General features: G+C 66.4%; 17 protein-coding genes and 1 pseudogene. 4 read left to right on the top strand and 14 right to left on the bottom strand.

Features of this window, described 5'->3' with window-relative positions; genetic code table 11:
• Positions 1-20: 20 nt before the first annotated feature.
• From Q7514_RS18585 to mftE, 13 genes and pseudogenes are all read right to left on the bottom strand, one after another.
• On the bottom strand, positions 21-1,658 hold the full coding sequence (locus Q7514_RS18585; RefSeq protein ID WP_330134729.1) for a sigma-54-dependent Fis family transcriptional regulator: 1,638 nt from the start codon (positions 1,656-1,658) through the stop codon (positions 21-23).
• Complete coding sequence (locus tag Q7514_RS18580; protein ID WP_330134728.1) at positions 1,655-3,313, bottom strand: AMP-binding protein; 1,659 nt, start codon at positions 3,311-3,313, stop codon at positions 1,655-1,657. The genes Q7514_RS18585 and Q7514_RS18580 overlap by 4 nt, the downstream gene beginning before the upstream one ends.
• A 145-nt stretch (positions 3,314-3,458) precedes the next feature.
• Positions 3,459-4,844, bottom strand: coding sequence for an MFS transporter (locus Q7514_RS18575; RefSeq protein WP_408016129.1), 1,386 nt, complete (start codon positions 4,842-4,844; stop codon positions 3,459-3,461).
• Between the two features lie 152 nt (positions 4,845-4,996).
• Positions 4,997-5,545, bottom strand: a complete 549-nt coding sequence (locus tag Q7514_RS18570) for a hypothetical protein (RefSeq protein WP_330134767.1) — start codon at positions 5,543-5,545, stop codon at positions 4,997-4,999.
• A gap of 328 nt (positions 5,546-5,873) precedes the next feature.
• Positions 5,874-6,659 carry an ethanolamine ammonia-lyase subunit EutC gene (gene eutC / locus Q7514_RS18565; RefSeq protein WP_330134727.1) on the bottom strand — a complete coding sequence of 262 codons (786 nt, stop codon included), beginning with the start codon at positions 6,657-6,659 and terminating at the stop codon, positions 5,874-5,876.
• A complete protein-coding gene (locus tag Q7514_RS18560) occupies positions 6,656-8,068 on the bottom strand; it encodes an ethanolamine ammonia-lyase subunit EutB (RefSeq protein ID WP_330134726.1) in 1,413 nt (470 codons plus the stop codon). The genes eutC and Q7514_RS18560 overlap by 4 nt, the downstream gene beginning before the upstream one ends.
• Positions 8,065-9,518: pseudogene (eat, locus tag Q7514_RS18555) on the bottom strand (ethanolamine permease). Before eat ends, Q7514_RS18560 begins: the two are co-directional and overlap by 4 nt.
• Before the next feature lie 224 nt (positions 9,519-9,742).
• Entirely contained in the window at positions 9,743-10,270 is a 528-nt protein-coding gene (locus tag Q7514_RS18550; protein ID WP_330134725.1) for a DUF779 domain-containing protein, read from the bottom strand.
• Positions 10,271-10,360: 90 nt separating this feature from the next.
• Positions 10,361-11,884 (bottom strand): aldehyde dehydrogenase, encoded by a 1,524-nt coding sequence (gene adh, locus Q7514_RS18545; RefSeq protein WP_330134724.1) that lies wholly within the window; start codon positions 11,882-11,884, stop codon positions 10,361-10,363.
• A gap of 70 nt (positions 11,885-11,954) precedes the next feature.
• Complete coding sequence (locus Q7514_RS18540) at positions 11,955-13,253, bottom strand: sigma-54-dependent transcriptional regulator family protein (protein WP_330134723.1); 1,299 nt, start codon at positions 13,251-13,253, stop codon at positions 11,955-11,957.
• 60 nt (positions 13,254-13,313) lie between these two features.
• On the bottom strand, positions 13,314-14,786 hold the full coding sequence (mftG, locus tag Q7514_RS18535) for a mycofactocin dehydrogenase MftG (protein WP_330134722.1): 1,473 nt from the start codon (positions 14,784-14,786) through the stop codon (positions 13,314-13,316).
• Between the two features lies 1 nt (position 14,787).
• A complete protein-coding gene (gene mftF, locus Q7514_RS18530; protein ID WP_330134721.1) occupies positions 14,788-16,206 on the bottom strand; it encodes a mycofactocin biosynthesis glycosyltransferase MftF in 1,419 nt (472 codons plus the stop codon).
• On the bottom strand, positions 16,203-16,889 hold the full coding sequence (gene mftE, locus Q7514_RS18525; RefSeq protein WP_330134720.1) for a mycofactocin biosynthesis peptidyl-dipeptidase MftE: 687 nt from the start codon (positions 16,887-16,889) through the stop codon (positions 16,203-16,205). Before mftE ends, mftF begins: the two co-directional genes overlap by 4 nt.
• Before the next feature lie 121 nt (positions 16,890-17,010).
• On the opposite strand from mftE, the gene Q7514_RS18520 reads away from it, so the two are divergent.
• The gene (locus tag Q7514_RS18520; RefSeq protein WP_330134719.1) at positions 17,011-17,991 is read left to right on the top strand and encodes a GNAT family N-acetyltransferase; all 981 of its coding nucleotides are present in this window, start codon (positions 17,011-17,013) and stop codon (positions 17,989-17,991) included.
• 6 nt (positions 17,992-17,997) lie between these two features.
• On the opposite strand, the gene Q7514_RS18515 is transcribed toward Q7514_RS18520, so the two are convergent.
• A complete protein-coding gene (locus tag Q7514_RS18515; protein ID WP_330134718.1) occupies positions 17,998-18,663 on the bottom strand; it encodes a TetR/AcrR family transcriptional regulator in 666 nt (221 codons plus the stop codon).
• 186 nt (positions 18,664-18,849) lie between these two features.
• Here Q7514_RS18515 and Q7514_RS18510 point away from each other — a divergent pair, with 186 nt between their 5' ends.
• The 3 genes from Q7514_RS18510 to Q7514_RS18500 all read left to right on the top strand — a co-directional run bounded on the left by Q7514_RS18510 (position 18,850) and on the right by Q7514_RS18500 (position 22,313).
• Positions 18,850-19,656 (top strand): TauD/TfdA dioxygenase family protein, encoded by an 807-nt coding sequence (locus Q7514_RS18510; protein ID WP_330134717.1) that lies wholly within the window; start codon positions 18,850-18,852, stop codon positions 19,654-19,656.
• A gap of 40 nt (positions 19,657-19,696) precedes the next feature.
• On the top strand, positions 19,697-20,662 hold the full coding sequence (locus Q7514_RS18505; RefSeq protein WP_330134716.1) for a TauD/TfdA dioxygenase family protein: 966 nt from the start codon (positions 19,697-19,699) through the stop codon (positions 20,660-20,662).
• Between the two features lie 73 nt (positions 20,663-20,735).
• Positions 20,736-22,313, top strand: a complete 1,578-nt coding sequence (locus tag Q7514_RS18500; protein ID WP_330134715.1) for an ABC transporter substrate-binding protein — start codon at positions 20,736-20,738, stop codon at positions 22,311-22,313.
• Positions 22,314-22,315: the final 2 nt, after the last annotated feature.

Here is a 22,315-nt window from a genome sequence, read left to right as displayed (position 1 = left end):
GCCAAGGGCGCGCCACGACGTCAGACGATGCCGAGCGCCTTGATCCGGCTGTACAGCGTGGTGCGACTGATGCCGAGCCGAGCCGCGGCATGAACCTTGTTCCCGCCGCTGTCGCGCAAAGCGTCGATGATCGCTTCGCGTTCGGCGCGTTCGAGGCCACCGAGTTTCGCCACTCGGCCGCTGCTGCGGTATTCCGGTGCGAGGTCTTCTGCGCGGAGCGGCAGTGACGACCCCCGTTCCGGAATTCCGGCGAGCACCGCGCGGAGTTCGGCGAGGTTGCCCGGCCACGAGCGGCCTGCCAACGCCGCGACCGCACCCGGACCGAGACGGATGTCGGGTCTGCCGAGCTCATCGGCAAGCGAGGCCGCGAGGTCTCCGATCTCCCGGATACGGTGGCGCAGTGCAGGAATGCGCACGCGCCCGGCGCATCGCGTGAGGAGTTCACGGACCGGCTCGCGCACCGTGTCGAGGGGATCCGAGGTGAACACGAATCTCGGCCCCGATTCCAGCACGGAGACGAGCAATCCCAGGACGGGGTCCGGAGCCACGTGCACGTGCTCGACCACCACCACGTCCGCGCTCGCGGCCCCGTCCACGGTGGCCAGCAGCGCCGCGGACCACTCCCGTTGCCCTTGTGCGACGATGCGCGCAGCGTCGATGAACACTCCACCGCGGCCGGTGAATTCACGGGCCGCCCAGGTACGTCCGCTGCCGGGTTCGCCGACGACGAGAACGCTGCCGGTGCCGGCGCGGACACGCGCGAGCTCGTCTCGGAGGCTGCTCGACGTGGTCTGCGCCGCCGCGGTTCGACGCACCGGCTTCCGATCTCCCGTGGCGTCGAGGAGGAACAGCGCGCTGCCGTCGATACCCGGGATGCGGTCGACCCGCAGGGTGGTGCGACCACCCGCGGTGAGTGCGAAGTCCATCGTTCGCGACTCGCCGGAGGGTAGGTCCATCGCGATCGCGCGCAACGCTGCATGATCCGCCGGAACGAGCAGATCCACGGCGGCCTTGTTGGTGAGCATGATGTCCTCGCCCATCGCCGCGACCGCGAGCCCGCGCCGCTGCGCGGCGCGTTGGAACGCCTCGACCACTCGCTGGTCCGCCTCGCGGGCACTCTCGAGCAGGCGCGCTTCGATATCGCGCGCCGCGCGGGCCACAACCGGCGCGAACAGGGGATTCGCGGTCTTCCCGACCGCCGTGATGTCGAGGATGCCCTCGATCCTGCGGGTGACGGGGTGGATCAGCGGATGGCCGTAACAGCTGAACCCCTTGAGCGGTTCGAGGAAATGCTCCTCCCCGTGCACGACGAGCCCTTGCCTCACCTCGAGCGGGGTGCCGAGCGCATTCGTGCCGAACGTCTCTTCACTCAACTCCGCGCCGGGAAGGACACCGAGATCGTCCATGGCACGTTGCATGGATGCGGAGTCGAACACGCGGGTCACGATCCGGCAGTCACGATCGACCAGAAGAATGCAGCACTCGGTTCCGGACAGTTGCGTGCCGAGCTCATCGAGCACCGGCCGAGCCGCGCTGCGCAGCCGACCGGAGGTGTCGGAGGGGCCCAGCAGCGTGGGCTCGGGAAGGTGCCCCGGATCGAGACCGCTCAGCTCGGATCGCTTCCAGGACAGCGCGATCTCGGGCCGCAACGGGTTCACGTCCGATCGGCCTCCTCGAGGAGCGCAACCGACACCTCACGCATCTCGACCTTGCGGATCTTGCCGGTGACCGTCATGGGGAACTCGTCGACGATGTGGACATAGCGCGGGATCTTGTAGTGCGCGAGTTTGCCGGTGCAGAATTCGCGCAGCGCGTCCGCGTCGAGGGCGTCGGCACCCTCGCGCAGGCGCACCCACACCATCAGTTCCTCGCCGTACTTCGCGTCCGGAACACCCACGACCTGGGCATCGAGGATGTCAGGGTGCGTGTAGAGGAATTCTTCGATCTCACGCGGATAGATGTTCTCGCCGCCGCGGATCACCATGTCCTTGATCCGGCCGGTCACCGAGACGTACCCTGCGGAATCCATCACACCGATATCACCCGTGTGCATCCACCGTGCCGCATCGATCGCTTCGGCAGTTTTCTCTGCCTGCTCCCAATACCCCAGCATCACCGAATAGCCGCGCGTGCACAGCTCACCCGGCTCACCGCGCGGCACGGTGAGTCCGGTCGCGGGATCGACGATCTTGACCTCGATGTGCGGCCCGACCCTCCCGACAGTGGACACGCGCTGCTCGATGGTGTCGTCGCTGCGTGTCTGCAGCGACACCGGCGACGTCTCGGTCATCCCGTAACAGATCGACACCTCGGCCATCCCCATCCGTTCCATGACCTGCTTCATCACCTCGACCGGACACGGCGACCCGGCCATGATGCCGGTGCGCAGGCTCGACAGGTCGACGGTCTCGAACAAGGGGTCGGCGAGTTCGGCGATGAACATCGTCGGCACGCCGTACAGCGACGTGCAGCGTTCTTCGGCGACGGCAGCGAGGGTGGCGGCCGGATCGAACGCCGGTGCGGGAATCACCATGGTCGCGCCGTGACTCGTGCACGCGAGGTTGCCCATGACCATGCCGAAGCAATGGTAGAAGGGCACGGGAATGCACACCTTGTCCTGCTCGGTGTAATGGCACAGTTCCCCGACGAAGAATCCGTTGTTGAGAATGTTGTGGTGGCTGAGGGTGGCACCTTTGGGGAATCCGGTGGTTCCGGACGTGTACTGGATGTTGATCGCGTCGTCAGGAGACAAACCCTTCCGGGCTGCGTCGAGCGGCGACCGATCGGTTTCCAGCGCCGCCCGACCCGCGGCGCCGAGCTCGTCCCACTCCGAGCGGCCGATCAGCACGACCTGCTCGAGGTCTGGGCACTCACCGCGCACCTCACCGATCATCGCGGCGTAGTCGGAGGTCTTGAACTCCGGTGCGGAGATCAGCATCCGGATACCCGCCTGCGCGAGCACGTACTGCAGTTCGTGCGAGCGATACGCGGGGTTGATGTTGACGAGCACGGCGCCGACCTTGGCGGTGGCGTACTGCACGAACGTCCATTCGGCACAGTTGGGAGCCCAGATTCCTACGCGGTCGCCTTTGCCGATGCCCGCTCGCAGCAGTCCGAGGGCCAGTGCGTCGACCTCGGCGGCGAACTCGGAGTATGTCCAGCGTCGACCTGTGGCTCGTTCGACGAGTGCGTCGCGGTCGCCGTGGCGGGCGACAGTGCGGTCGAGGTTGTCGCCGATGGTGTCGCCCAGCAATGGGACATCCCATGCCCCGGAGTCGTAGCTGGGCAGTGCGGGGGTGGCGATACCGGTCATGATGAATCTCCTGCGGTGGGGCGCGGCCGGACAGACGGGTTCTTCCACCATCCTCGTCTTTTCGTGGCCGCAGGTGTGCGGATTCTGGACAGCTGCCGACGACAGAATGCGCCTTCCCCGAGGACGTCGGGGAAGGCGCCCGCTCCTAGAGCGCTCGGTCGCGGGTCTCGACGAGGGCCGCGGTGCAGACGAAGCTCACGAGACCGATCACCATGAGCATGACGCCGATCGCGATACCGCCGTACGCAGCCGCGAGCGGGGCGGCGATCATCGGCGGGATGGCGCCGCCGAGCACACCCGCGAGGTTGTACCCGAGACCCGCGCCGGTGTAGCGATACCGGGTGTGGAACATCTCGGGCAGCAGCGCACCGCATGGGCCGTAGGCGATACCGAAGATCGCGAGGGTGACCATCATTCCCACGACGAATGCAACCGGGGAACCCGTATCGAGCAGCGGGAACAGTGCCAGTGCCCAGACGACGGAGAATCCGCACGACACCATGATCACGCGCCTCCGGCCGAACCGGTCGGAGTAGAGCGCGGACAGCACGATCGCCGCACCGAAGACCACCGATGATGCGATTCCCACCGTGAGAACGAACGGCCGGTCGAAGCCGAGCGTCGACGTCGCGTAGCTCGTGAGGTAGGCGGTGCCCATGTAGAAGAACGCGAACATGATCGCGAGAGCACCGGCCGAGAGAAGAATTTCCTTCGTCTGGTGGCGCAGTGCGTCCAGGAAGGGCAGGGTGCGCTTCTGCTCGGGCTCGGCGGCGCGTGCTTCTGTCTCGGCGCGGAACACCGGTGTCTCCTCGATCGCGAGGCGCATGTAGAGGCCGATCGCGACGAGAACGATGCTGAACAGGAACGGGATCCGCCATCCGTAGTTGAGGAACGCCTCGTTGGTGTCGCCGAGCGCGAGCCCGGTGAAGAGGAAGGTTCCACTCGAGAGGGCGAACGCAATAGCGGGACCGAGCTGCGGGAACATCGCATAGAGGCCGCGTTTGCCCGGTGGGGCGTATTCGGCGGTCAGCAGTGTGGCGCCCGCCCATTCACCGCCGACCGCGAAGCCCTGAACGAACCGGAGAAGCACCAGGATGATCGGAGCTGCGACGCCGATGGTCTCGGCGCCGGGAAGCAGGCCTATGAGCAGGGTCGCGATGCCCATGAGGAGCAGGGTCGAGACGAGCGTCTTCTTGCGGCCGATGCGGTCACCGAAGTGACCGAAGAGCATGGCTCCGACAGGACGGGCGACGAACGCCACCGCGAACGTTGCGAACGACGCCACCGTGCCGGCGGTAGCGCCGAGCGCAGGGAAGAACACCGTGGGGAACACGAGCGCTGCGGCGGTGCCGTAGATGAAGAAATCGTAGAACTCGATCGTCGTGCCGATACAGCTCGCGATAGCGACACGGCGTATGCCCGGTCCTCCGGTGTTGCCGGGCCGTGCTGTAGCGGCGGGGCCGGGTTGCCCGGCGCCCACCGCCTGCTCCACTGGGGGCTCACCTGCCCCGGGTGTCGACACAGTGGTCACGTGGATCCTCCGTTGTCCGTCCTGACCGCGGTCGGATACGTCGCCGCGGGTTGGGAGGAAAACTAGTGATCCGCCTCACCCTCTCACCACCCCCGAAAGGGGGTGGCTGTGAATCACACCACATAGTGTGCCGAACGAACTACTTTCTGAGGTCAGTTCCCGGATGCGCCTTCGAGCTCTGCGCGCATCTCCCGCCACACCGTCGCGTACGAATCGATGTTGCCAGCGGTCGCCCACGCCAGCGAGCCGCCCTTGATCTTCTCGAGCGCTTCCGCGAACAGGTCCTGGTACCGCGACAGACGCGGAACGAAGGCGGACACGTCGTCGAACAGGTTCTGAGCCTTCCGGTCGATGCCGATCAGCGCATCGAGGAAGCCGTCGGCGTCCGGGTCCTCGAGCAACTTCGAGAGAGTCTCGTCGAGCGGGCCGAACTGCTCGAACAGGTCCGCTATGGAGTCCTCGTCGATGGACACCCGTTCCGCATCGAGCTGGTCGCTCAATTCCGCAAACCCCTTGTCGGTCAGCGCGACACCGCCGTCGGACGACACGGCCTTGCCCTGCTCGACGAGCGCCGCGAGCGCGGCCTGCCCCGACGACACCGACACACCGAGGTGAGCAGCCAGCACCTCCGCCGTGACCTGCTTCTTCAACCGCACCGTCTGCAGCAGTGCCAACTCGTCCACGTTGCCCGCGAAGGCCATCATTCACTCCCACCGGCCCCGCAGGGGCCACTCCGCGCGGACCCTACCGTCCCACGCACCATGCCCGGACCCGGCCGGGCCCGCCGCCCAATTCTGCCCGCGCGCGATGTGCAGTGGACGGTCAGACCCCATATACCGGATCGACCCTGGTCGCTGTGCTGGACACGTCCGTGTGGACCACTGGTCATGCCCGGTGAACGCGTCGCCACCACCGGCATTCCACCTTCTCGTCGAGCACCAGCGAATCTCATCCGGAGCCGGACTGAAACAGGCTCGCGCAAGCCGGGTTTCGTGAACCGGGCCATCGGGCGCGTGCCCGGTTCCGGGATCAGAGTTCGAGAGCTTCGGCCGTGCCGATGGCGGCGGCACGCGAGGTATCCTTCAAGTCCACACCCGAGCGACCGAGCCGGCGAGCACCGGAGACCAGGCCGGCGACCACTCGGGCCGCCTGGACGTAGCCGAGCCCGTCGGGCGGGTGGACGTTGGAGATGCAGTTGCGGTCGGCGTCGGTCCGAGCCGGCTGCGGGCGATGGGTCAGGTAGATACCTACACTGTCGGCCACCGACAGGCCCGGCCGCTCCCCGATGAGCATCACGAGGGTCGTCACTCCGAGCGCCGCACCGATGTGATCGCCGAGCGCGACCCGCGCCTGGGTGGCGACCACCGGCGGCGCAAGCGTGTAGTGCCCCGGCAACTCTGCCACGATCGCGGCGAGCAGCGGCGCACCGTGATCCATCAGGGCCCGCGGTGACAGACCGTCGGCGAGGACAAAACCCACGTCCGCCCCAGCCCTGCGGATCGCATCGAGATCGGCGGGAGCACGTCCGAGGTCGGGACGGCGCAGATACTGTCCGCGGTCGGCGGCGAGGCTGCGCACCACCGACGGCTTGCCGAGTCCGACGTCGCCCACCGCGGAGGTGAACGCCGCGACGTCCAACGGCAGATGCACCGCGTCACGCGCAGCAGCGTGCGCGACCCGGAATTCGAGGACGCGACGGGTCGGCAGAGCGTCCCCGGCCCGGCCCAGGCCGATCCGGGACTGGGTGGTCGATCGCAACTCGCTCCATGGATCCATCGGATTCGGTTGCGCTGCAGACGAGTCCGCGGCACTCATCGCACACCTGCCAGAGCACGCAGCGGCGAACCGGACAAATCGACGGGCAGCACTCGGCCCCGCTCGTCGGCCATACCGAGGCGTTGCAACCACGCTTCGAACTCGGGGGCCGGGCGCAGTCCGAGCACCCGCCGCACGTAGAGCGCGTCATGGAACGACAAGCTCTGATAGCCGAGCATGACGTCGTCCGCCCCGGGTACGGCGATGACGAACCCGACCCCGGCAGCACCGAGAAGCGTGAGCAAGGTGTCCATGTCGTCCTGGTCGGCCTCGGCATGATTGGTATAGCACACGTCCACGCCCATCGGCAGACCGAGCAGCTTGCCGCAGAAGTGGTCTTCGAGGCCGGCCCGGATGATCTGTTTGCCGTCATAGAGGTACTCGGGGCCGATGAACCCGACAACGGTGTTGACCAGCAGCGGTTGCAGGTCACGCGCGACGGCGTACGCACGGGCCTCGAGGGTTTGCTGGTCGACCGGGCGCCCATCGGTGCCCAGGTGCGCGCCGGAACTCAGCGCCGACCCCTGCCCGGTCTCGAGGTACATGACGTTGTCGCCGACCGTGCCGCGCGCCAGCGCCTTCCCGGCGACGTTCGCCTCACGCAGCAATCCGAGGTTTACGCCGAACCCGGAGTTGGCGCCCTCCGTGCCCGCGATGGACTGGAACACCAGGTCCACCGGTGCCCCGCCCTCGATGAGGCCGAGCGTCGTCGTCACATGCGAAAGCACGCACGACTGCACCGGGATGTCGAACCGCAGCCGGATCTCGTCGAGCAGGTGTAGCAGCTCCGCGGTGGCCTGCGGCGAGTCCGTGGCGGGATTGATGCCGATCACCGCGTCGCCACACCCCATGAGCAGCCCGTCGAGCGTAGCTGCGGCGATACCCCGCGGATCGTCGGTCGGATGGTTGGGCTGCAGTCGCGTCGCCAACCGGCCCGGCGCTCCGACCGTGGTACGGAAGGCCGCTGTGACCGTCCTGGTGCGGGCGACGGCGATCAGATCCTGGTTGCGCATGATCTTGCTGACCGCCGCCACCATCTCCGGTGTCAGACCCGAGGACACCGCCGCGAGCCGTTCGGCAGCGTCCGACCGAGTAGCGGTCTCGAGCAACCAGTCCCGCAGACCGCCGACCGTCAGGTGCGCCACCGCCCGGTAGGCGTGCCGGTCGTGGGAGTCGATGATCAGCCGCGTGACCTCGTCGTCCTCGTACGGCACCACCAACTCGTGCAGGAACGTATCGAGCGGCAGGTCGGCCAGCGCCCACTGCGCGGCGGCCCGTTCGGCGTCCGATTCGGCGGCGCACCCGGCGAGTTCGTCTCCCGAGCGCAGCGGGGTGGCCTTGGCGAGCAGCTCGACGATTCCGTCGAAAGCGTAGGTGGTGCCGGCAAGATGCTGGGTGTAGGTCGTCATTCGAGTTCCGCCTCCGCCTTCTCCAGGGCCGCGAACTCCTCGTCCGGGGAATTGGCGACCAGCCGATGCCGACTGTAGAGACCGAAGTAGGCCATGAACGCAGCGAAGGCACCGAGAGTCCACAGGGCAGCGATGGGATCGACCAGGAAAGTTGCGACCACTGCCGCCGCCGCGATCACCAGCGCGAACGACGTCGTGACGATACCGCCGGGCGTGCGGTACGGCCGGGTCATATGGGGTTCGCGCACGCGCAGCACGATGTGGCTGACCATCATCAGCACATAGCTCACGGCCGCACCGAACACCGCCATGTTGAGCAGCATGGCACCCTCACCGGTGAGGGACAACGCGAAGCCGATGACGCCGGGCACGATCAGCGCCAGCATCGGGGCCTTGCGCTTGTTGGTCACCGACAAACTCGTGGGTAAATACCCGGCGCGCGAGAGCGCAAACGTCTGCCGCGAGTATGCATACATAATCGAGAAGAAGCTGGCGACCAGGCCGGCCAGGCCGATATAGTTGACGATTTTGGCGCCGGTGGTGTCGCCGAGTGCCTCCACGAGCGGGTTACCGGATGTCGAGAGGGCCTCCGCGCCCAGCGCACCTGTCGCGAGGAACAGAACGGTAGCGCCTGTGACCACGAGCAGCAACATGCTGGTGATGATGCCTTGGGCACGTTCCTTTCCGGCTCACGGGCCTCCTCTGCTGCCAACGGGACTCCTTCCACAGCGAGGAAGAACCAGATCGCGAACGGCACGGCCGCCCAGATGCCGAACAACCCGAACGGCAGGAACTCCGAGGCGCCGACGGCCGAGGGGTCCACCGGGATGTCGGTCAGGTGTGCGGAATTGAACAACCCGAACGCGGAGACTGCGAACACGACCAGACCGACCAGGGCGATCGCGGTGATGACGAACATCGCCTTGAGCGCTTCCCCGGCGCCGGTGAGGTGGATACCGATGAACACCGCGTACACCGCGAGATACACCCACCAACCATCGGTGATACCGAACAGATTCAGCGATTCGACATACGCCCCGATGAACGTCGCGATCGCCGCTGGGGCGATCGAGTATTCGATGAGAATCGCAGTGCCGGTGGCGAATCCGCCCCAGGGCCCAAGAGCGCGGCGGGCGAAGGTATAGCCGCCGCCGGCGGCCGGCAGCGCGGACGAGAGTTCTGCCATACCAAGAACCATCGCCAGGTACATGCCCGCGATGACGACGGCGGCAACGAGCAATCCGCCGAACCCGCCTTCGGCCAGGCCGTTGTTCCAGCCGGCGTAGTCGCCGGAGATCACATAGCTGACGCCGAGACCGGCCAGGAGTACCCACCCGGCGGACCCCTTGCGCAGGGTCCGCTTCTCGAGATACGCGCGCGACTCCTCGTGGAAGTCGGCACCGTCGTGATGCGCGCCGAGGTGGCCGGCGGCCGGATCTGTCAACGACATGACTGCCCTCTTTCGAACTACGGACGGAGCCACTCCAGTCGAGCGTACTGCTGTGGAGCGGCGTAGGAGGAGCGCAACGGACTCGAGCGTCGGGTGGGGACGCGTCGGACGAACTCGGCCCACAAGATGCTGGAGGAACACACGATGCGCAGGAGAGTTGTGGTGACGCGGGAACTGTGGTGGCGCGGAGACGCCCCGCGGCATACGGAATCACACTGTTCGGGCTAGGGCTTTCTCGGCGGCACCGGGCAGGCATCGGAAGCCTCGGTGACGACCGGCGGTGCGGTAGCGGGTGCGGGGCGGATTCCGGCGGCCCAGTCGCGACCCGACAGCGTTGCGACCCTGTCGAGTTCGGCGAGTTCGGCCGGGGCGAACGCACGACCGCGACTGAGAAACCGCAGACCGTCCGGAGTCTCGAGGCTGAATCCGGACCCGCGTCCGGGCACCACGTCGAGGACGAGTTGCGTGTGTTTCCACGCCTCGAACTGGGAACCCGAGATCCACACGGGAACCGCGTCCTTCCCGGACGGCAGATCGGGAGCGGTCTCCCCCACCGCGAGTCGCAGATCGAGGACACCGAGCAGCACGTCGCGGTCGCCGACGATGAAGTCGCCGTCGGGATAACACATCGGGGCGGAGCCGTCGCAGCAGCCACCGGACTGGTGCATCATGAGCGACCCGTTCCGGCTCGACAATCGCCGGAGCAGATCGACGGCGCTCGCGGTCGCGACCACACGAAGTGGAGCGGGCATGTGAACCTCCTCTTGCCGGCAGACGGGTCTGTCGGGCGAATGGAACCGGCGCCTGCCACGTCGAGACGTGACAGGCGCCGGGGTCTTCGATCAGAAGAAGCCCTGGGCCTTCGGCGCGTAGGACACCAGGAGGTTCTTCGTCTGCTGGTAGTGATCGAGCATCATGTGGTGGTTCTCGCGACCGATGCCGGACTGCTTGTAACCACCGAACGCGGCATGTGCCGGGTACTGGTGGTAGGTGTTCGTCCACACCCGTCCCGCCTGGATCTCGCGACCGGCCCGGTAGGCGACGCCGCCGTCGCGCGACCACACACCGGCACCGAGACCGTAGAGCGTGTCGTTGGCGATCTTGATCGCGTCGTCGAAATCGTTGAACGATGTGACCGACACGACTGGCCCGAAGATCTCCTCCTGGAAGATACGCATCGAGTTGTTGCCCTGGAAGATGGTCGGCTGCACGTAGTAGCCACCCGACAGATCTCCACCGAGGTCGGCGCGCTCACCGCCGGTGATGACCTTGGCGCCTTCGCTCTTGCCGATCTCGATGTACGACAGGATCTTCTCGAGCTGGTCGTTCGACGCCTGGGCACCGATCATCGTGTCCGTATCGAGCGGGTCGCCCTGCTTGACCGCCTTCGTGCGGACGGCCGCGAGCGACAGGAAATCGTCGAAGATGTCCTGCTGGATGAGAGCACGCGACGGGCAGGTGCACACCTCGCCCTGGTTGAGGGCGAACATCGTGAAGCCCTCGAGTGCCTTGTCCTGGTAGTCGTCGTTCGCCGAGAGGACGTCCGAGAAGAAGATGTTGGGGCTCTTGCCGCCGAGCTCGAGCGTGACGGGGATGAGGTTCTGCGACGCGTACTGCATGATCAGGCGCCCGGTGGTGGTTTCGCCGGTGAAGGCGATCTTGCGGATGCGAGGGCTCGACGCAAGCGGCTTGCCGGCCTCGACACCGAACCCGTTGACGATGTTCAGCACACCAGGGGGCAGCAGGTCGCCGATGATCGAGACCAGGTGAAGAATCGACGCGGGCGTCTGCTCGGCCGGCTTGAGGACGATCGCGTTACCGGCGGCCAAGGCGGGGGCGAGCTTCCACACGGCCATGAGGATCGGGAAGTTCCACGGAATGATCTGGCCGACGACGCCGAGCGGCTCGTGGAAGTGGTAGGCGACCGTGTCGGAGTTGATCTCCGAGATCGAACCCTCCTGCGCGCGAATCGCACCCGCGAAATACCGGAAGTGATCGATCGCGAGAGGGATGTCGGCGTTGAGAGTCTCGCGGATCGGTTTGCCGTTGTCCCACGACTCGGCCAGCGCGATCGATTCGAGGTTCTCCTCGATGCGGTCGGCGATCTTGTTGAGGATCACGGCACGCTCGGCGGGCGACGTCTTGCCCCATGCCGGTGCGGCGGCGTGGGCGGCGTCGAGTGCGAGTTCGATGTCCTCTTCAGTGCCCCGGGCGACCTCGGTGAACACCTGGCCGGTCACGGGGGTGACATTCTCGAAGTACTCCCCCTTCACCGGTGCCACCCACTGACCACCGATCCAGTTGTCGTACCGGGATTGGAAGGACATGATGGCGTCGGGCGAACCGGGGCGGGCGTACACGGTCATTGTGCATCTCCTGTTGCGTCGAGGTTCGAATCTTGTGTGATTCGGAACACTACGAACACAAAGGTTGCAACTACGTTGCGAGCTGCCTGTCCAGGCGATCGATCTTCGCTTTCACCTGCGCGTACTGCGCGGAAGCCGGGGCGAGGGTGGTCAGATAGGCCGACCACGCCGCCAGGTCGTCGCGCCCGTGGATCGAAGCCGTCCACCGAGCGAGCAGATCCGAATCACCGCCACGCAACAGCGCCGCCTGCAGCCGGGTGCGCAGGTCGTCCCGGATCTCCTCGACACCGGGCGCGTCGGAGCCGGGCAGCACCGGGCCGCTGTAGATACGGACGGCCGACGCGGCGTCACCACGATCGAGCGCACGGCGCACTTCCGCGACGTCCGTGTCGAGCTCGGTGAGCAGCCGATACGGCCGCGACCCGAGATGCTCCGGTCCGAGCGCTTTCCGCAGACGGGACATTTCGGCCCGGATCGTGACGGAGTCGAGTTCACTCTCGTCGAGCAGCACTGCGAGCCGGTCCGAGCTCAGCCCTTCTGGATGATCGGCCAGGATCAGCAGGATCTCGGCGTGCCGTTGTGACAGGTATGTCTGCTCACCGCCGGTGCGGAGTGTCGGCCGGCCGGAGCCGAATGTGTCGAGTCGCGGGGCCGATGAGGCGAACAGGTGCGGCGAGGTCATCATGTGCAGCCGAAGTTCGGCTTCGGCCGCCACCACGGTCGCGCGGACCAGCTGCAGGACTTCCGGGACCGCGACCCGCGAGCCGCCGGTGATGTCGATGGCCCCCAGGATCCGCCCGCTGGTCGGGTCGTGGACGGGCGCTGCCGAGCAGCTCCATTCGTGCACGGTGCGGTTGAAATGCTCGGCCGCGAAGATCTGCACCGAATGGTCCAGCGCCAAAGCGGTTCCCGGAGCATTGGTGCCCACGCGATCTTCGCTCCAGTCCGCACCCTCGACGAAGCTCATGGTCTGTGCGCGGTCGCGCGCGCTGTGATCACCCTCCACCCACAGCAGCCGGCCCTGTTCGTCGCTGATGGCGACAAGGAGTCCGCTGTCGGCGGCATCCTCGACGAGGAGCTTGCGCACGACCGGACGGATCAGCGCCATCGGATGACCGACACGGTACTGCTCGAGCTCATGACCTGAGAGCAGAGCCGGCTGCGCGACCAGATCGGGGTCGATTCCTCTTTGCAGGCTGCGGAGCCAGGAGTCGTGCACCACCGACCGCACTCCGTCGGGCCGCCGTCCCCCGGATGCGCCGACGATCGTGCCGTGCGCGCGGAGCACCGTCCGCGCATGCGCAATTGCATCCTCACCCGGGCGCAGCGCCACCCAGGGGTTGGTCGTCGCGGTCCCACGATCGGTCATCTGGCGGCGTCCTCCATGCGGCCACTGTAGTCCGAATCACATCATAAGTGTGTGGCCGGTTCAGCTCGATTCGACGGCGATGCGGTGGGCGAGCATCACTGCCGTCGCATGCGGGCCCCGGCTCGGCACCTCGGGAAACACGGAGGTGTCGACGACGCTCAGTCCTTCTATGCCGTGGACTCGGCATCTCTCGTCGACCACAGAGTGCTCGTCGTCCCCCATACGACACGTACCGGACAGGTGCAGCGATGTCCCGAGGTGGGAAACGAGCCACGCGTCGCTCGGCTCGCCCCTCCCGGATTCGACCGCGACACTGCCGGGTGCAACAACCTCCGTCATGCCCGAGAGAAGATCGGCTGCGGTGCGGACACCGCCGCGCACCGCGGCACGGTCGTCGGGATGCGCGAGATAGCGGTAGTCGAGAACGGGCGGCATCGACGGATCCTGTGGATTCAGGATCACGCTTCCGCGGCTGCGGGGGCGCGTGAGTACGACGCCGAGCACCGGGTCGACTACACCGCTACCGGGTATCGCCGTCCCGAACGGCACCGTATACGCGCGGAATTCGAGCGCGTCGGTGTGCAGCACCGTTTCCAGGAGGGGTGCCGGCGTGGGAACCACGTCCCGGTATCGGTACGGCACAGCGATTTCCGGGTGGTCACTGAATCCGTCACCTACTCCTGCAAGAGGGTGGACGACGTCGATTCCCAGGCTCCGCAGGTGCGACGAGGGGCCGATTCCCGACAGCATCAGGAGTTGCGGTGAGCACACCGCGCCCGCACACACAACGACGCGCCCCGCCTCGATCCGGCGGACACTCGCACCGTCGGCGACCTCGACGCCGGTCGCGCGCCGCTTCGACAGAACGATCCGAACGACCTTCGTTCCGGTCTGCACCGACAGGTTGGGTCGGCCCATCACAGGCATGAGGTAGGCGAGCCCGGGACCGTGGCGCGCGCCGTCGCGCACGTTCATCGGCACACGGCCGACCCCCACCGGTCCAGGTGCGTTGAGGTCGTCGACCGGGTGGTGCCCCGACGCCAGAGCTGCGGAGTGGAATGCGGCGGACACCGGGTGGAGCCGGTGGGGCGGCGTGCGCATGACCGGGATGAGGCCGTCACTGCCGTGTATCCCACCGATGAAGTCGGCGTCCGTTTCGATCGCCCGAAAGTACGGGAGTACCTCGTTGTACGACCAGGATCGTGGCCACTGCTCGAAATCGCCGGGGCGTGCACGGATGAAGTACGCACCGTTGACGGCTCCGGAACCGCCGAGGCCCCGGCCACGCACCACGGTCGCGTCGCGTCCTTCCGTGAGGTGCGCCGAATAGGCTGCGGTCCACTCACTGCCGGGTCCGACCGGGATCAGTGCAGCATCACGCAACTCCGACGGAAGCGTGGGCCCCGGTTCGTATCCCTGTCCGGCTTCGAGCAGCAACACCGAACGACCGGGATCGTCGCTCAGCCGCGCGGCGACCACACTGCCGCTGCTGCCACCACCGACCACCACCACGTCGGCATGCTGCGGCAGCATGTCAGTTCCGGATGTCCGGGATCAACGCGGACGGATCGCGGGCGTCGATCGCACCCTTCCACAGGCCGGCGCCGTAGGCGAGGTCGTCGAGTCGCTTGTAGAACACGTAGCGGATCGGATCGATCCCACCGTCCTCACGATGCCCGATCCAGTCCCAGATACCCTCGGCCACAGAAAAAGCCAGGACAGCTCGTCGAACCTTCGACGAGAACAGCGACGCGACCACGGTCACCGGCCAGTAGTGCCGGCACACCGCCGACGCGACCTGCCACAGACCACCGGCGAACCCTTGCGCGGTGAGGACCGCGGCGATCCGTGTCGGCTGATCGAGTTCGGCGAACATCCGGCGCAGGCGGACGAGCGTCACCACCTGGGTCAGCAGCGCGCCCACCACACCGATCCGGGTGAGGGTCGCCAGCGCGAGGCAGGCAAGCAGAGTCCAGATCGACATCACCATCGGGGGCACCGACCCGGGATGTCGCTCGGCCAGTGGGGCAGCGCCCGTGCCGTAGAACGCCTTGCGGGTGATCCAGTTCCGGAACTTGGTCCGATGGTCGTGCGCGACCCGTGCGATGGGTTCGTACCTGAGCCGCCATCCGTCGGTCTGCAGTCGCCAGCACAGGTCGACGTCTTCCGCCACCTGCATCGACTCGTCGAATCCGCCGCACGCCTCGAGCGCGTGACGGCGCACGAGCAGAGCAGCGCTGGGCACGTAGGAGACAGGACCGCCGGCGATCACCGCGGACTCGCGCCGCCCCAGGTCCAGTGACGATCGCGCGTGCTCGTACCGTCCGAGCGCACCGTTGTCCGGATCGAGCGCGACGATGCGCGGGGCCACGAGTGCGACCGCCGGGTCGCTGAAGTGTCCGAGACCCGCCTCGAGCCACCCGAGCCGCGGCACAACATCGGAGTCGAGAAACGCCACGTATTCCGTTGAAGCGTCACGTAATCCGGTGTTCCGGGCGGCGGCAGGCCCTCGCGACACATCGTGCCGAAGCACACGGACCTTGCCCTTTTCGGGAGTCTTGATCGGAGTGTCGGAGCCGTCGTCGACGACGATGACCTCGTGCCCGTGCAACGCTTCCAGCAGTCGTCGCAGGCCTGCCTCGTTGTTCTTGGTGGGGATCACCACCGTGACGTCGGACGTCGACGGCAGCACGGCGGGACGGGGGTTTCCCACCCCGGAGTCGAGCAGACGCCTCGCTACCACCGCCGTCTGCGAATCGACGACCTTCAGGAAATCTCCGTCGATCATGGACGCGGCCGCTGGCGCGAGCTTGAGCATCCGCGTGGGCGAACCGCCGATCAGGACACGGCCCGCAGCGAACTTGCGTACCCGTGGATCGATACGCACCCCGAAGCCATCGGGAAGCCTGGCCAGTCGGGTCTGCGCAACCCGAGGTGATGTCGCCTGACTCACCGAAGTCTCCCCTCCGTCCCTGGTTGCCACCGGGCGACCTGCGCGGTCGCCCGCGCCACCAGATTCGCGAACAAGTCGGCCCCGAGTTCGGCGGTTGATCCGGCCGGATCACCCAGCACACCGTTCGCAGACACCGAAACGATACCGGCTTCGCGCAGCCGCGGCATCAAAGTGCGGAGCGGTTCGGTTGCACCCGCTGCGGCACGGCTCATATCGACCGTGTCGGGGGCGAGGTGCAACATCAGGCTCGTCTCGGTGATGCCCGCATGAGCGTCGGCCCCGGGTACTGCGCACGGCAACCATGCGACGTCCCGACCCTCGTAGCGCAGCAGCGCGACGGCTTCGGCCAGCGGATACGCATTACCGCCGTGCCCGTTGACGAACAGCACCCGATGCGCCCACCGGCACGCCGAGCGCCCGTACTCGACGAACATCGCCTTCGCGACGTCGGCGCCGATCGACACGGTGCCCGGAAATCCCTCGTGCTCGCCGCTCGCACCGTAGGCGATCGGCGGGGCGAGCGCGACGCCGGGCAGGGCTTCGGTGACGGCCACGGCGATGCGGGTGTCGGTGTCGAGTGGCAGGTGGGGACCGTGCTGTTCGAATGCACCCACGGGTACGGCGACCGTGACCGAGCCGGATTCGACGTCCGGCCAGTAGGCGTTGGCAAGCTCCCCTGTCACCGCTCCGATGCTAGGCGGTGGTGCGATCGTCGCCACACCCGGCCGATGACCAGGGGTGATCTATTCTTCAAGACCGCGGTATGTGCGCCGGGTGCATCCGCCGGTGAGTACGATCCCCCGAGTGCAGATCGAACCTCGACCACTCGACGACCCGGAAGTCCAGACACTCATCGACGAGGTCCAGCTCGAATACACCCGCCGCTACGGGGGACCGGACGACACCGTCCTCGAACCGGACGAGTTCACCGAGCCGAACGGACTCTTCCTACTGGCACGACTCGGCGACGGACCCGTGGGGATCGGCGGCTGGCGCGCCCACAGTTCCGCGTCCCGAGGGCTGCGCGACGGCGACGCCGAGATCAAGCGCATGTACGTGCGGGCCGATGCACGGCGTCGGGGCATCGCACGGCGGCTACTCGATGCGTTGGAACGCACGGCGGCCGACGCGGGCCGCAGACGTATGGTACTCGAGACCGGCATCGAGCAGCCCGAAGCAATCGCGATGTACGCGACCGCCGGATACGATCCGATGCCCGAGCGCTACGGTCACTATGCCGACACAGAAGTGGCGTTGTACTTCTGCAAGGACCTGCCGCCGATCCGCCGTGCAACCGAGCACGAGCTGCCCGCCCTGCAGGACATCGAACGTGCCGCCGGGCAACCGTTCGCCGACATCGGGATGTCGTTGGTGGCGGACGACGAACCGCCCACGATCGCTGAGCTCCGAACCTATCTCGATGCCGGCCGATGCTGGGTGTCCATCGACGAAAAGAACTACCCGATAGGATATCTCGTCGCTGCAGACGTCGACGACGGACTCCATATCGAACAGGTGTCGGTGCATCCGGATGCCGCGCGACGCGGAGTGGGTCGAGCACTCATCGACCATGCCGCGGCAGGGGCACGTGATCGCGGTTGCGCCGCATTGACACTCACCACCTTCCGCGACGTCCCGTGGAACGCCCCGTACTACGAGCGACTCGGCTTCGAGAACGTGGACGATACCCGCCTCACACCCGAATTGGGGGCGATCCTCGCGGACGAGCGGGCACGCAACATCGGGCGGTGGCCACGCATCGCGATGGTGCGCGCGCTCGACTGATCGGCGCTACCGCCCCGCCAGGGCCCGAATTTCGCGGGTCTCCTCGGACGTCGGCGCACAGAGTAGTCCCTCCCACGCATCGACAAGGGCGGGCAACTCGGTCGGCGCCAGTTCGGTTCCTGTGCGGGCGTACTGCGCGAGCGTTCCGAGAACACTCGTGTAAACCATGATAATCCTTTGTCTCCGTGTATCTTCCGGGATATCGTCGATAACGCCGCGCAGTACCCGGTCGATCTCGAATCCACTCGCGGTGCCACCTGGGTCAGCCGCGGTGAAGGTCTCGCCGATGATCTCCGCTTCGAGGAGCCTGTCGAGCAGGGCCACGTAGTACTCGCCACGACGGACGCTGTCCGCCAGAGGCTCGACGAGACACCACAAGGCATCCCGGGCAGTGAATGTCGCGCCGACCGCGACCCATTCACGGATCAATTCGCCGCGATAGGCGCTGATCCGAGGGAGGCGATGATCCAGGATTGCGGTGAGCAAACCCTCCTTCGAGCCGAAGTAGTACCTGACGACCGATGCGTTGTTCTGGCCCGCGGCGACCCTGACGTCTGCCAGTGTCACCGCGTGATATCCCCGTATCGCGAACAGCCGTTCGGCCGTCTCGACGAGTAGCAGTCGTGTCTCTTGCCCCGAGTTGTACCGGCCACGTCGGCTCGTCACGAGCATCCACCCCGAGTCTGAAGTCGTGCGGCGATACGCCGCGGAACGGACCTGTCGGATCCGTAGCTCTACCGGATCACTCACCCTGTGTAAACCCTTCGACGCACACCGATCGTATGCGTACCCAACTTAATTTTTCGGAATTACTTTGACCCTCGTTGAACCACCGCCATGCGTCGAGAGGCCCGACCGATGACCACGCTCGAACAACCCACAGTGACCGTTGTGCCCCTCACCGGGACCATCGGCGCCGAGATCCACGGACTGCGTCTGAACTCGCTCACGGACGCAGACGTCCGCACGATCGAGGACGCGCTCACTCGGCACTGTGTGTTGTTCTTCCCGGGCCAGGGTGTCGACCCGGCCGTCCACCGGGCCTTCTCGCAGCATTTCGGCGAAATCGTGTATCCGCACCAGTATCTGGCAAACCTCGAGTCCGAGGGCTATCGCGAGATCAGCGTCATCGGCACCGACAATGGGAGTGCCTATCAAGCGAATCGCTGGCATTGCGATGTCTCGTGGCGGGCCGCGCCGTCGCGGTTCTCCATCCTGCACATGCAGGTGCTGCCCTCGGCAGGTGGTGACACGCTGTGGTCGAACCAGTACGCCGCGCTCGAAGCGCTGTCTGCCCCGATCCGCGAAGCTTTGTACGGTCTGACCGCAACACATCGGATCTCCCCCCGGCCGGATGCGACCGAAGCATCGCACCCCCTGGTGATCCGTCATCCGGAAACCGGCCGCGAGGCGTTGTTCGTCAACGATCTGTTCACCTCTCACATCAACGAGTTGTCCACAGACGAGAGTGAAGCGCTTCTTCGACTCCTCGTATCGGTCTCGATCCGCCCGGAATTCACGGTCCGTCGCCGCTGGCAGGTCGGCGACATCGCGATCTGGGACAACCATTTCGTCCAGCACAACGCGATCTACGACTACGGCGACGAGCCGCGCCGCATCCATCGCATCGAGGCGGCCCCCGAGGCACCCGCCGCCGCCCGCTGACCCCGTCATCGACTACTTCACATCACACGAGGAGATGCACATGACCACCGTCGAAACCCGTCCCAGCACCGCCACCGACATCTATGCGGCCGGCGGGATCACCGTCACCAAGCTCGGTGAGAACATCGGCGCGCTCATCGAAGGCGTACATGTCTCCGGCGATATCTCGGCCGACACCGCATACGCCGTGCGCTATGCACTCGCCGCCAACAAGGTGGTCGTCTTCCGCGGCCAGCATCACCTCACGGACGAGATCCAGTACGCGTTCGCCGGGACGCTCGGTACACCGACCACCACACACCCGACGTTGACCTCGGAGGACAACCGGACCCTGATCCTCGAGGGCGCTGCAAACAGCTGGCACACCGATGTCACCTTCATCGATCGGATCCCGAAGGCCTCGATCCTCCGTGCCGTCGAGATCCCGCCCTACGGCGGTGCTACCACGTGGGCGTCGACGACCGCCGCGTACGCGCAGCTTCCCGCTCCGTTGAAGGCACTCGTGGACAACCTGTGGGCGGTCCACAGCAACGAATACGACTACGCCGGGGTGCACGCCGACAAGCAGGGCATCACTGCACGAACGAACGAGACGATGCAGAACTTCACCCGTACGGTGTTCGAGACCGAACATCCGGTGGTTCGTGTCCATCCCGAGACCGGTGAGAAGTCGCTCGTGCTCGGCCATTTCGTCAAGAAGTTCGTCGGACTGAAGAGCTCCGAGTCGACCGCCCTCTACCAGCTCCTGCAGGAGCGGATCATCAAGCTCGAGAACACCCTACGGTGGGCCTGGACGCCGGGCGACCTCGTCATCTGGGACAACCGCGCCACCCAGCACTACGGCATCGCGGACTACGGCGACCACAAGCGTAGCGTCCACCGAGTGACCGTGGCCGGCGATGTCCCCGTCTCGGTCGACGGCGAAGCCAGCCGCATCATCACCGGCGACGCCTCGCACTTCTCCGTCGTCGACACCCCGGACCGTTTCCCCGGTTTCGAATCCTGATTCACCTCGTCCCCTTCGGATCCGGTCACTCCCCCTCATGAGTGACCGGAACCGCTCCCGAAAGGAACCTTCCGTGTTCAGCCGCCCCGCACACCTTCGGCGCCGCTCCATGCTCGGAGCGATCGCACTGTCCTTCGCCGGTGTCCTCGCCGTTGCGGGATGTACCTCGGCGGTCGACCAGGCCGCGACGGAGGCCGGAAGCGCGGAGGTCACCGAGGGCGGTGTGCTCCGGATAGGCGACGCCGGCGACCTGACCCCGGCGTCGCTGTACTCGGGAGCCATGGCGCAGGCGACCCTCACCGGTTTGGTCTACGACACCCTGATCAGCTATCCCCCCGAAGGATTGGAACCGGAACCCGCGCTGGCGCAGTCGTGGGAGATCTCGCCCGACGGCAGGTCGGTGACCCTCACGCTGCGACCCGACGTGACCTTCCACGACGGGAGACCGTTCACCTCCACGGACGTCGAGTTCAGTCTTCGCACGTACGCGGACCCCATGCGGGCCGGTCAGCTCGCAAGTACTGCCGGGCTGATCACCGAGTACGACACCTCCGACCCGCACGCCCTCACCCTGACGCTCTCGCAGCCGGCGAGCAACATCCTCGATCTGCTCGACATCGTGCCGATCATCGACGAGAACTCCATGGCCGGCTTCGACGCCGGTTCGGGATACATCGGCACCGGAGCGTTCCGCTTCGTGGAGTGGAAACCCGGTACGTCGATGACATTCGAAGCCAACGAGGACTACTGGGACGGCGCGCCTCACCTCGACGGCGTCGAATACCTCGTCATCCCCGATGCCCAGACACGAGTTTCCCAGCTGCGCTCCGGGCAGCTCGACCTGCTGCTCGCGATAGCTCCGCGCGACGCCGAACAGCTCGAGAGCGACACCCGCTATCAGTTGGTCGATCAGGTCGGCGTGGAACGTAACTGGTACATCGGCGCGAATGTCCAGGCACCCGGGATCAACGACGTCCGGGTTCGTCAGGCCATCGCCTACGCGGTGGACAACGATCGCATCCTCGCCGACGTCTACCAGGGATACGGGACCGTCGGCAGTCTGCCCTGGCCCGACTACTCCCCCGCGTACGACGCGGACCTCAACGACACCTACGCCCAGGACGTCGACAAAGCCAAGGCTCTGGTTGCGGAAGTCGGCGCCATCCCGGTCATCCCGATCACCTATACGACGGGCTCGAGCGAGTCCGAGGCCGTTGCGCAGATCATCCAGGCGGATCTCGCCGCAGCCGGGATCGAGACCGGGCTCGAGCCGGTGGACCAGGCAACCAATCTCAAACACTTGATCGGCGGAACCTACGGCGGGCTCTGGATCACGGCCCACACCTACACGCAGTACACGCCCGCGACGCTGCCGACCAGCGCCTACCCGTTCAACGCGCAGAAGAACACCTCGAACTTCATCGATCCGGACTATCAGGCAGCCGTCGCGAACGCGTGGCAGATCGTCGATCCGACCAGCGCAGAGGCCGAGGCCGCCTACAAGGTCCTCAACACCGAGTTGCTCGACAACGCGTTCCTCATCGAGTTGTTCGCCTCCGAGAACTGGCTCGCCATGTCAGGAAACGTCCACGGCGTCGACTGGTCGAAGAAGGCCGAGCTCGACCTCAGCGACACTTATCTGAGTGAGTGACC

Source organism: Rhodococcus artemisiae, from assembly GCF_036327795.1.
Lineage (GTDB): Bacteria > Actinomycetota > Actinomycetes > Mycobacteriales > Mycobacteriaceae > Rhodococcus > Rhodococcus artemisiae.
This window is presented reverse-complemented; position numbering and strand designations above follow the sequence as displayed.

Excerpts from the sequence above, each read along its gene's own strand:
- Q7514_RS18580 (WP_330134728.1), bottom strand. The coding sequence starts at position 3,313 with ATGACCGGTATCGCCACCCCCGCACTGCCCAGCTACGACTCCGGGGCA.
- Q7514_RS18570 (WP_330134767.1), bottom strand. The coding sequence starts at position 5,545 with ATGGCCTTCGCGGGCAACGTGGACGAGTTGGCACTGCTGCAGACGGTG.
- eutC (WP_330134727.1), bottom strand. The coding sequence starts at position 6,659 with ATGAGTGCCGCGGACTCGTCTGCAGCGCAACCGAATCCGATGGATCCA.
- Q7514_RS18560 (WP_330134726.1), bottom strand. The coding sequence starts at position 8,068 with ATGACGACCTACACCCAGCATCTTGCCGGCACCACCTACGCTTTCGAC.
- Q7514_RS18550 (WP_330134725.1), bottom strand. The coding sequence starts at position 10,270 with ATGCCCGCTCCACTTCGTGTGGTCGCGACCGCGAGCGCCGTCGATCTG.
- adh (WP_330134724.1), bottom strand. The coding sequence starts at position 11,884 with ATGACCGTGTACGCCCGCCCCGGTTCGCCCGACGCCATCATGTCCTTC.
- Q7514_RS18540 (WP_330134723.1), bottom strand. The coding sequence starts at position 13,253 with ATGACCGATCGTGGGACCGCGACGACCAACCCCTGGGTGGCGCTGCGC.
- mftG (WP_330134722.1), bottom strand. The coding sequence starts at position 14,786 with ATGCTGCCGCAGCATGCCGACGTGGTGGTGGTCGGTGGTGGCAGCAGC.
- Q7514_RS18515 (WP_330134718.1), bottom strand. The coding sequence starts at position 18,663 with ATGCTCGTGACGAGCCGACGTGGCCGGTACAACTCGGGGCAAGAGACA.
- Q7514_RS18510 (WP_330134717.1), top strand. The coding sequence starts at position 18,850 with ATGACCACGCTCGAACAACCCACAGTGACCGTTGTGCCCCTCACCGGG.
- Q7514_RS18505 (WP_330134716.1), top strand. The coding sequence starts at position 19,697 with ATGACCACCGTCGAAACCCGTCCCAGCACCGCCACCGACATCTATGCG.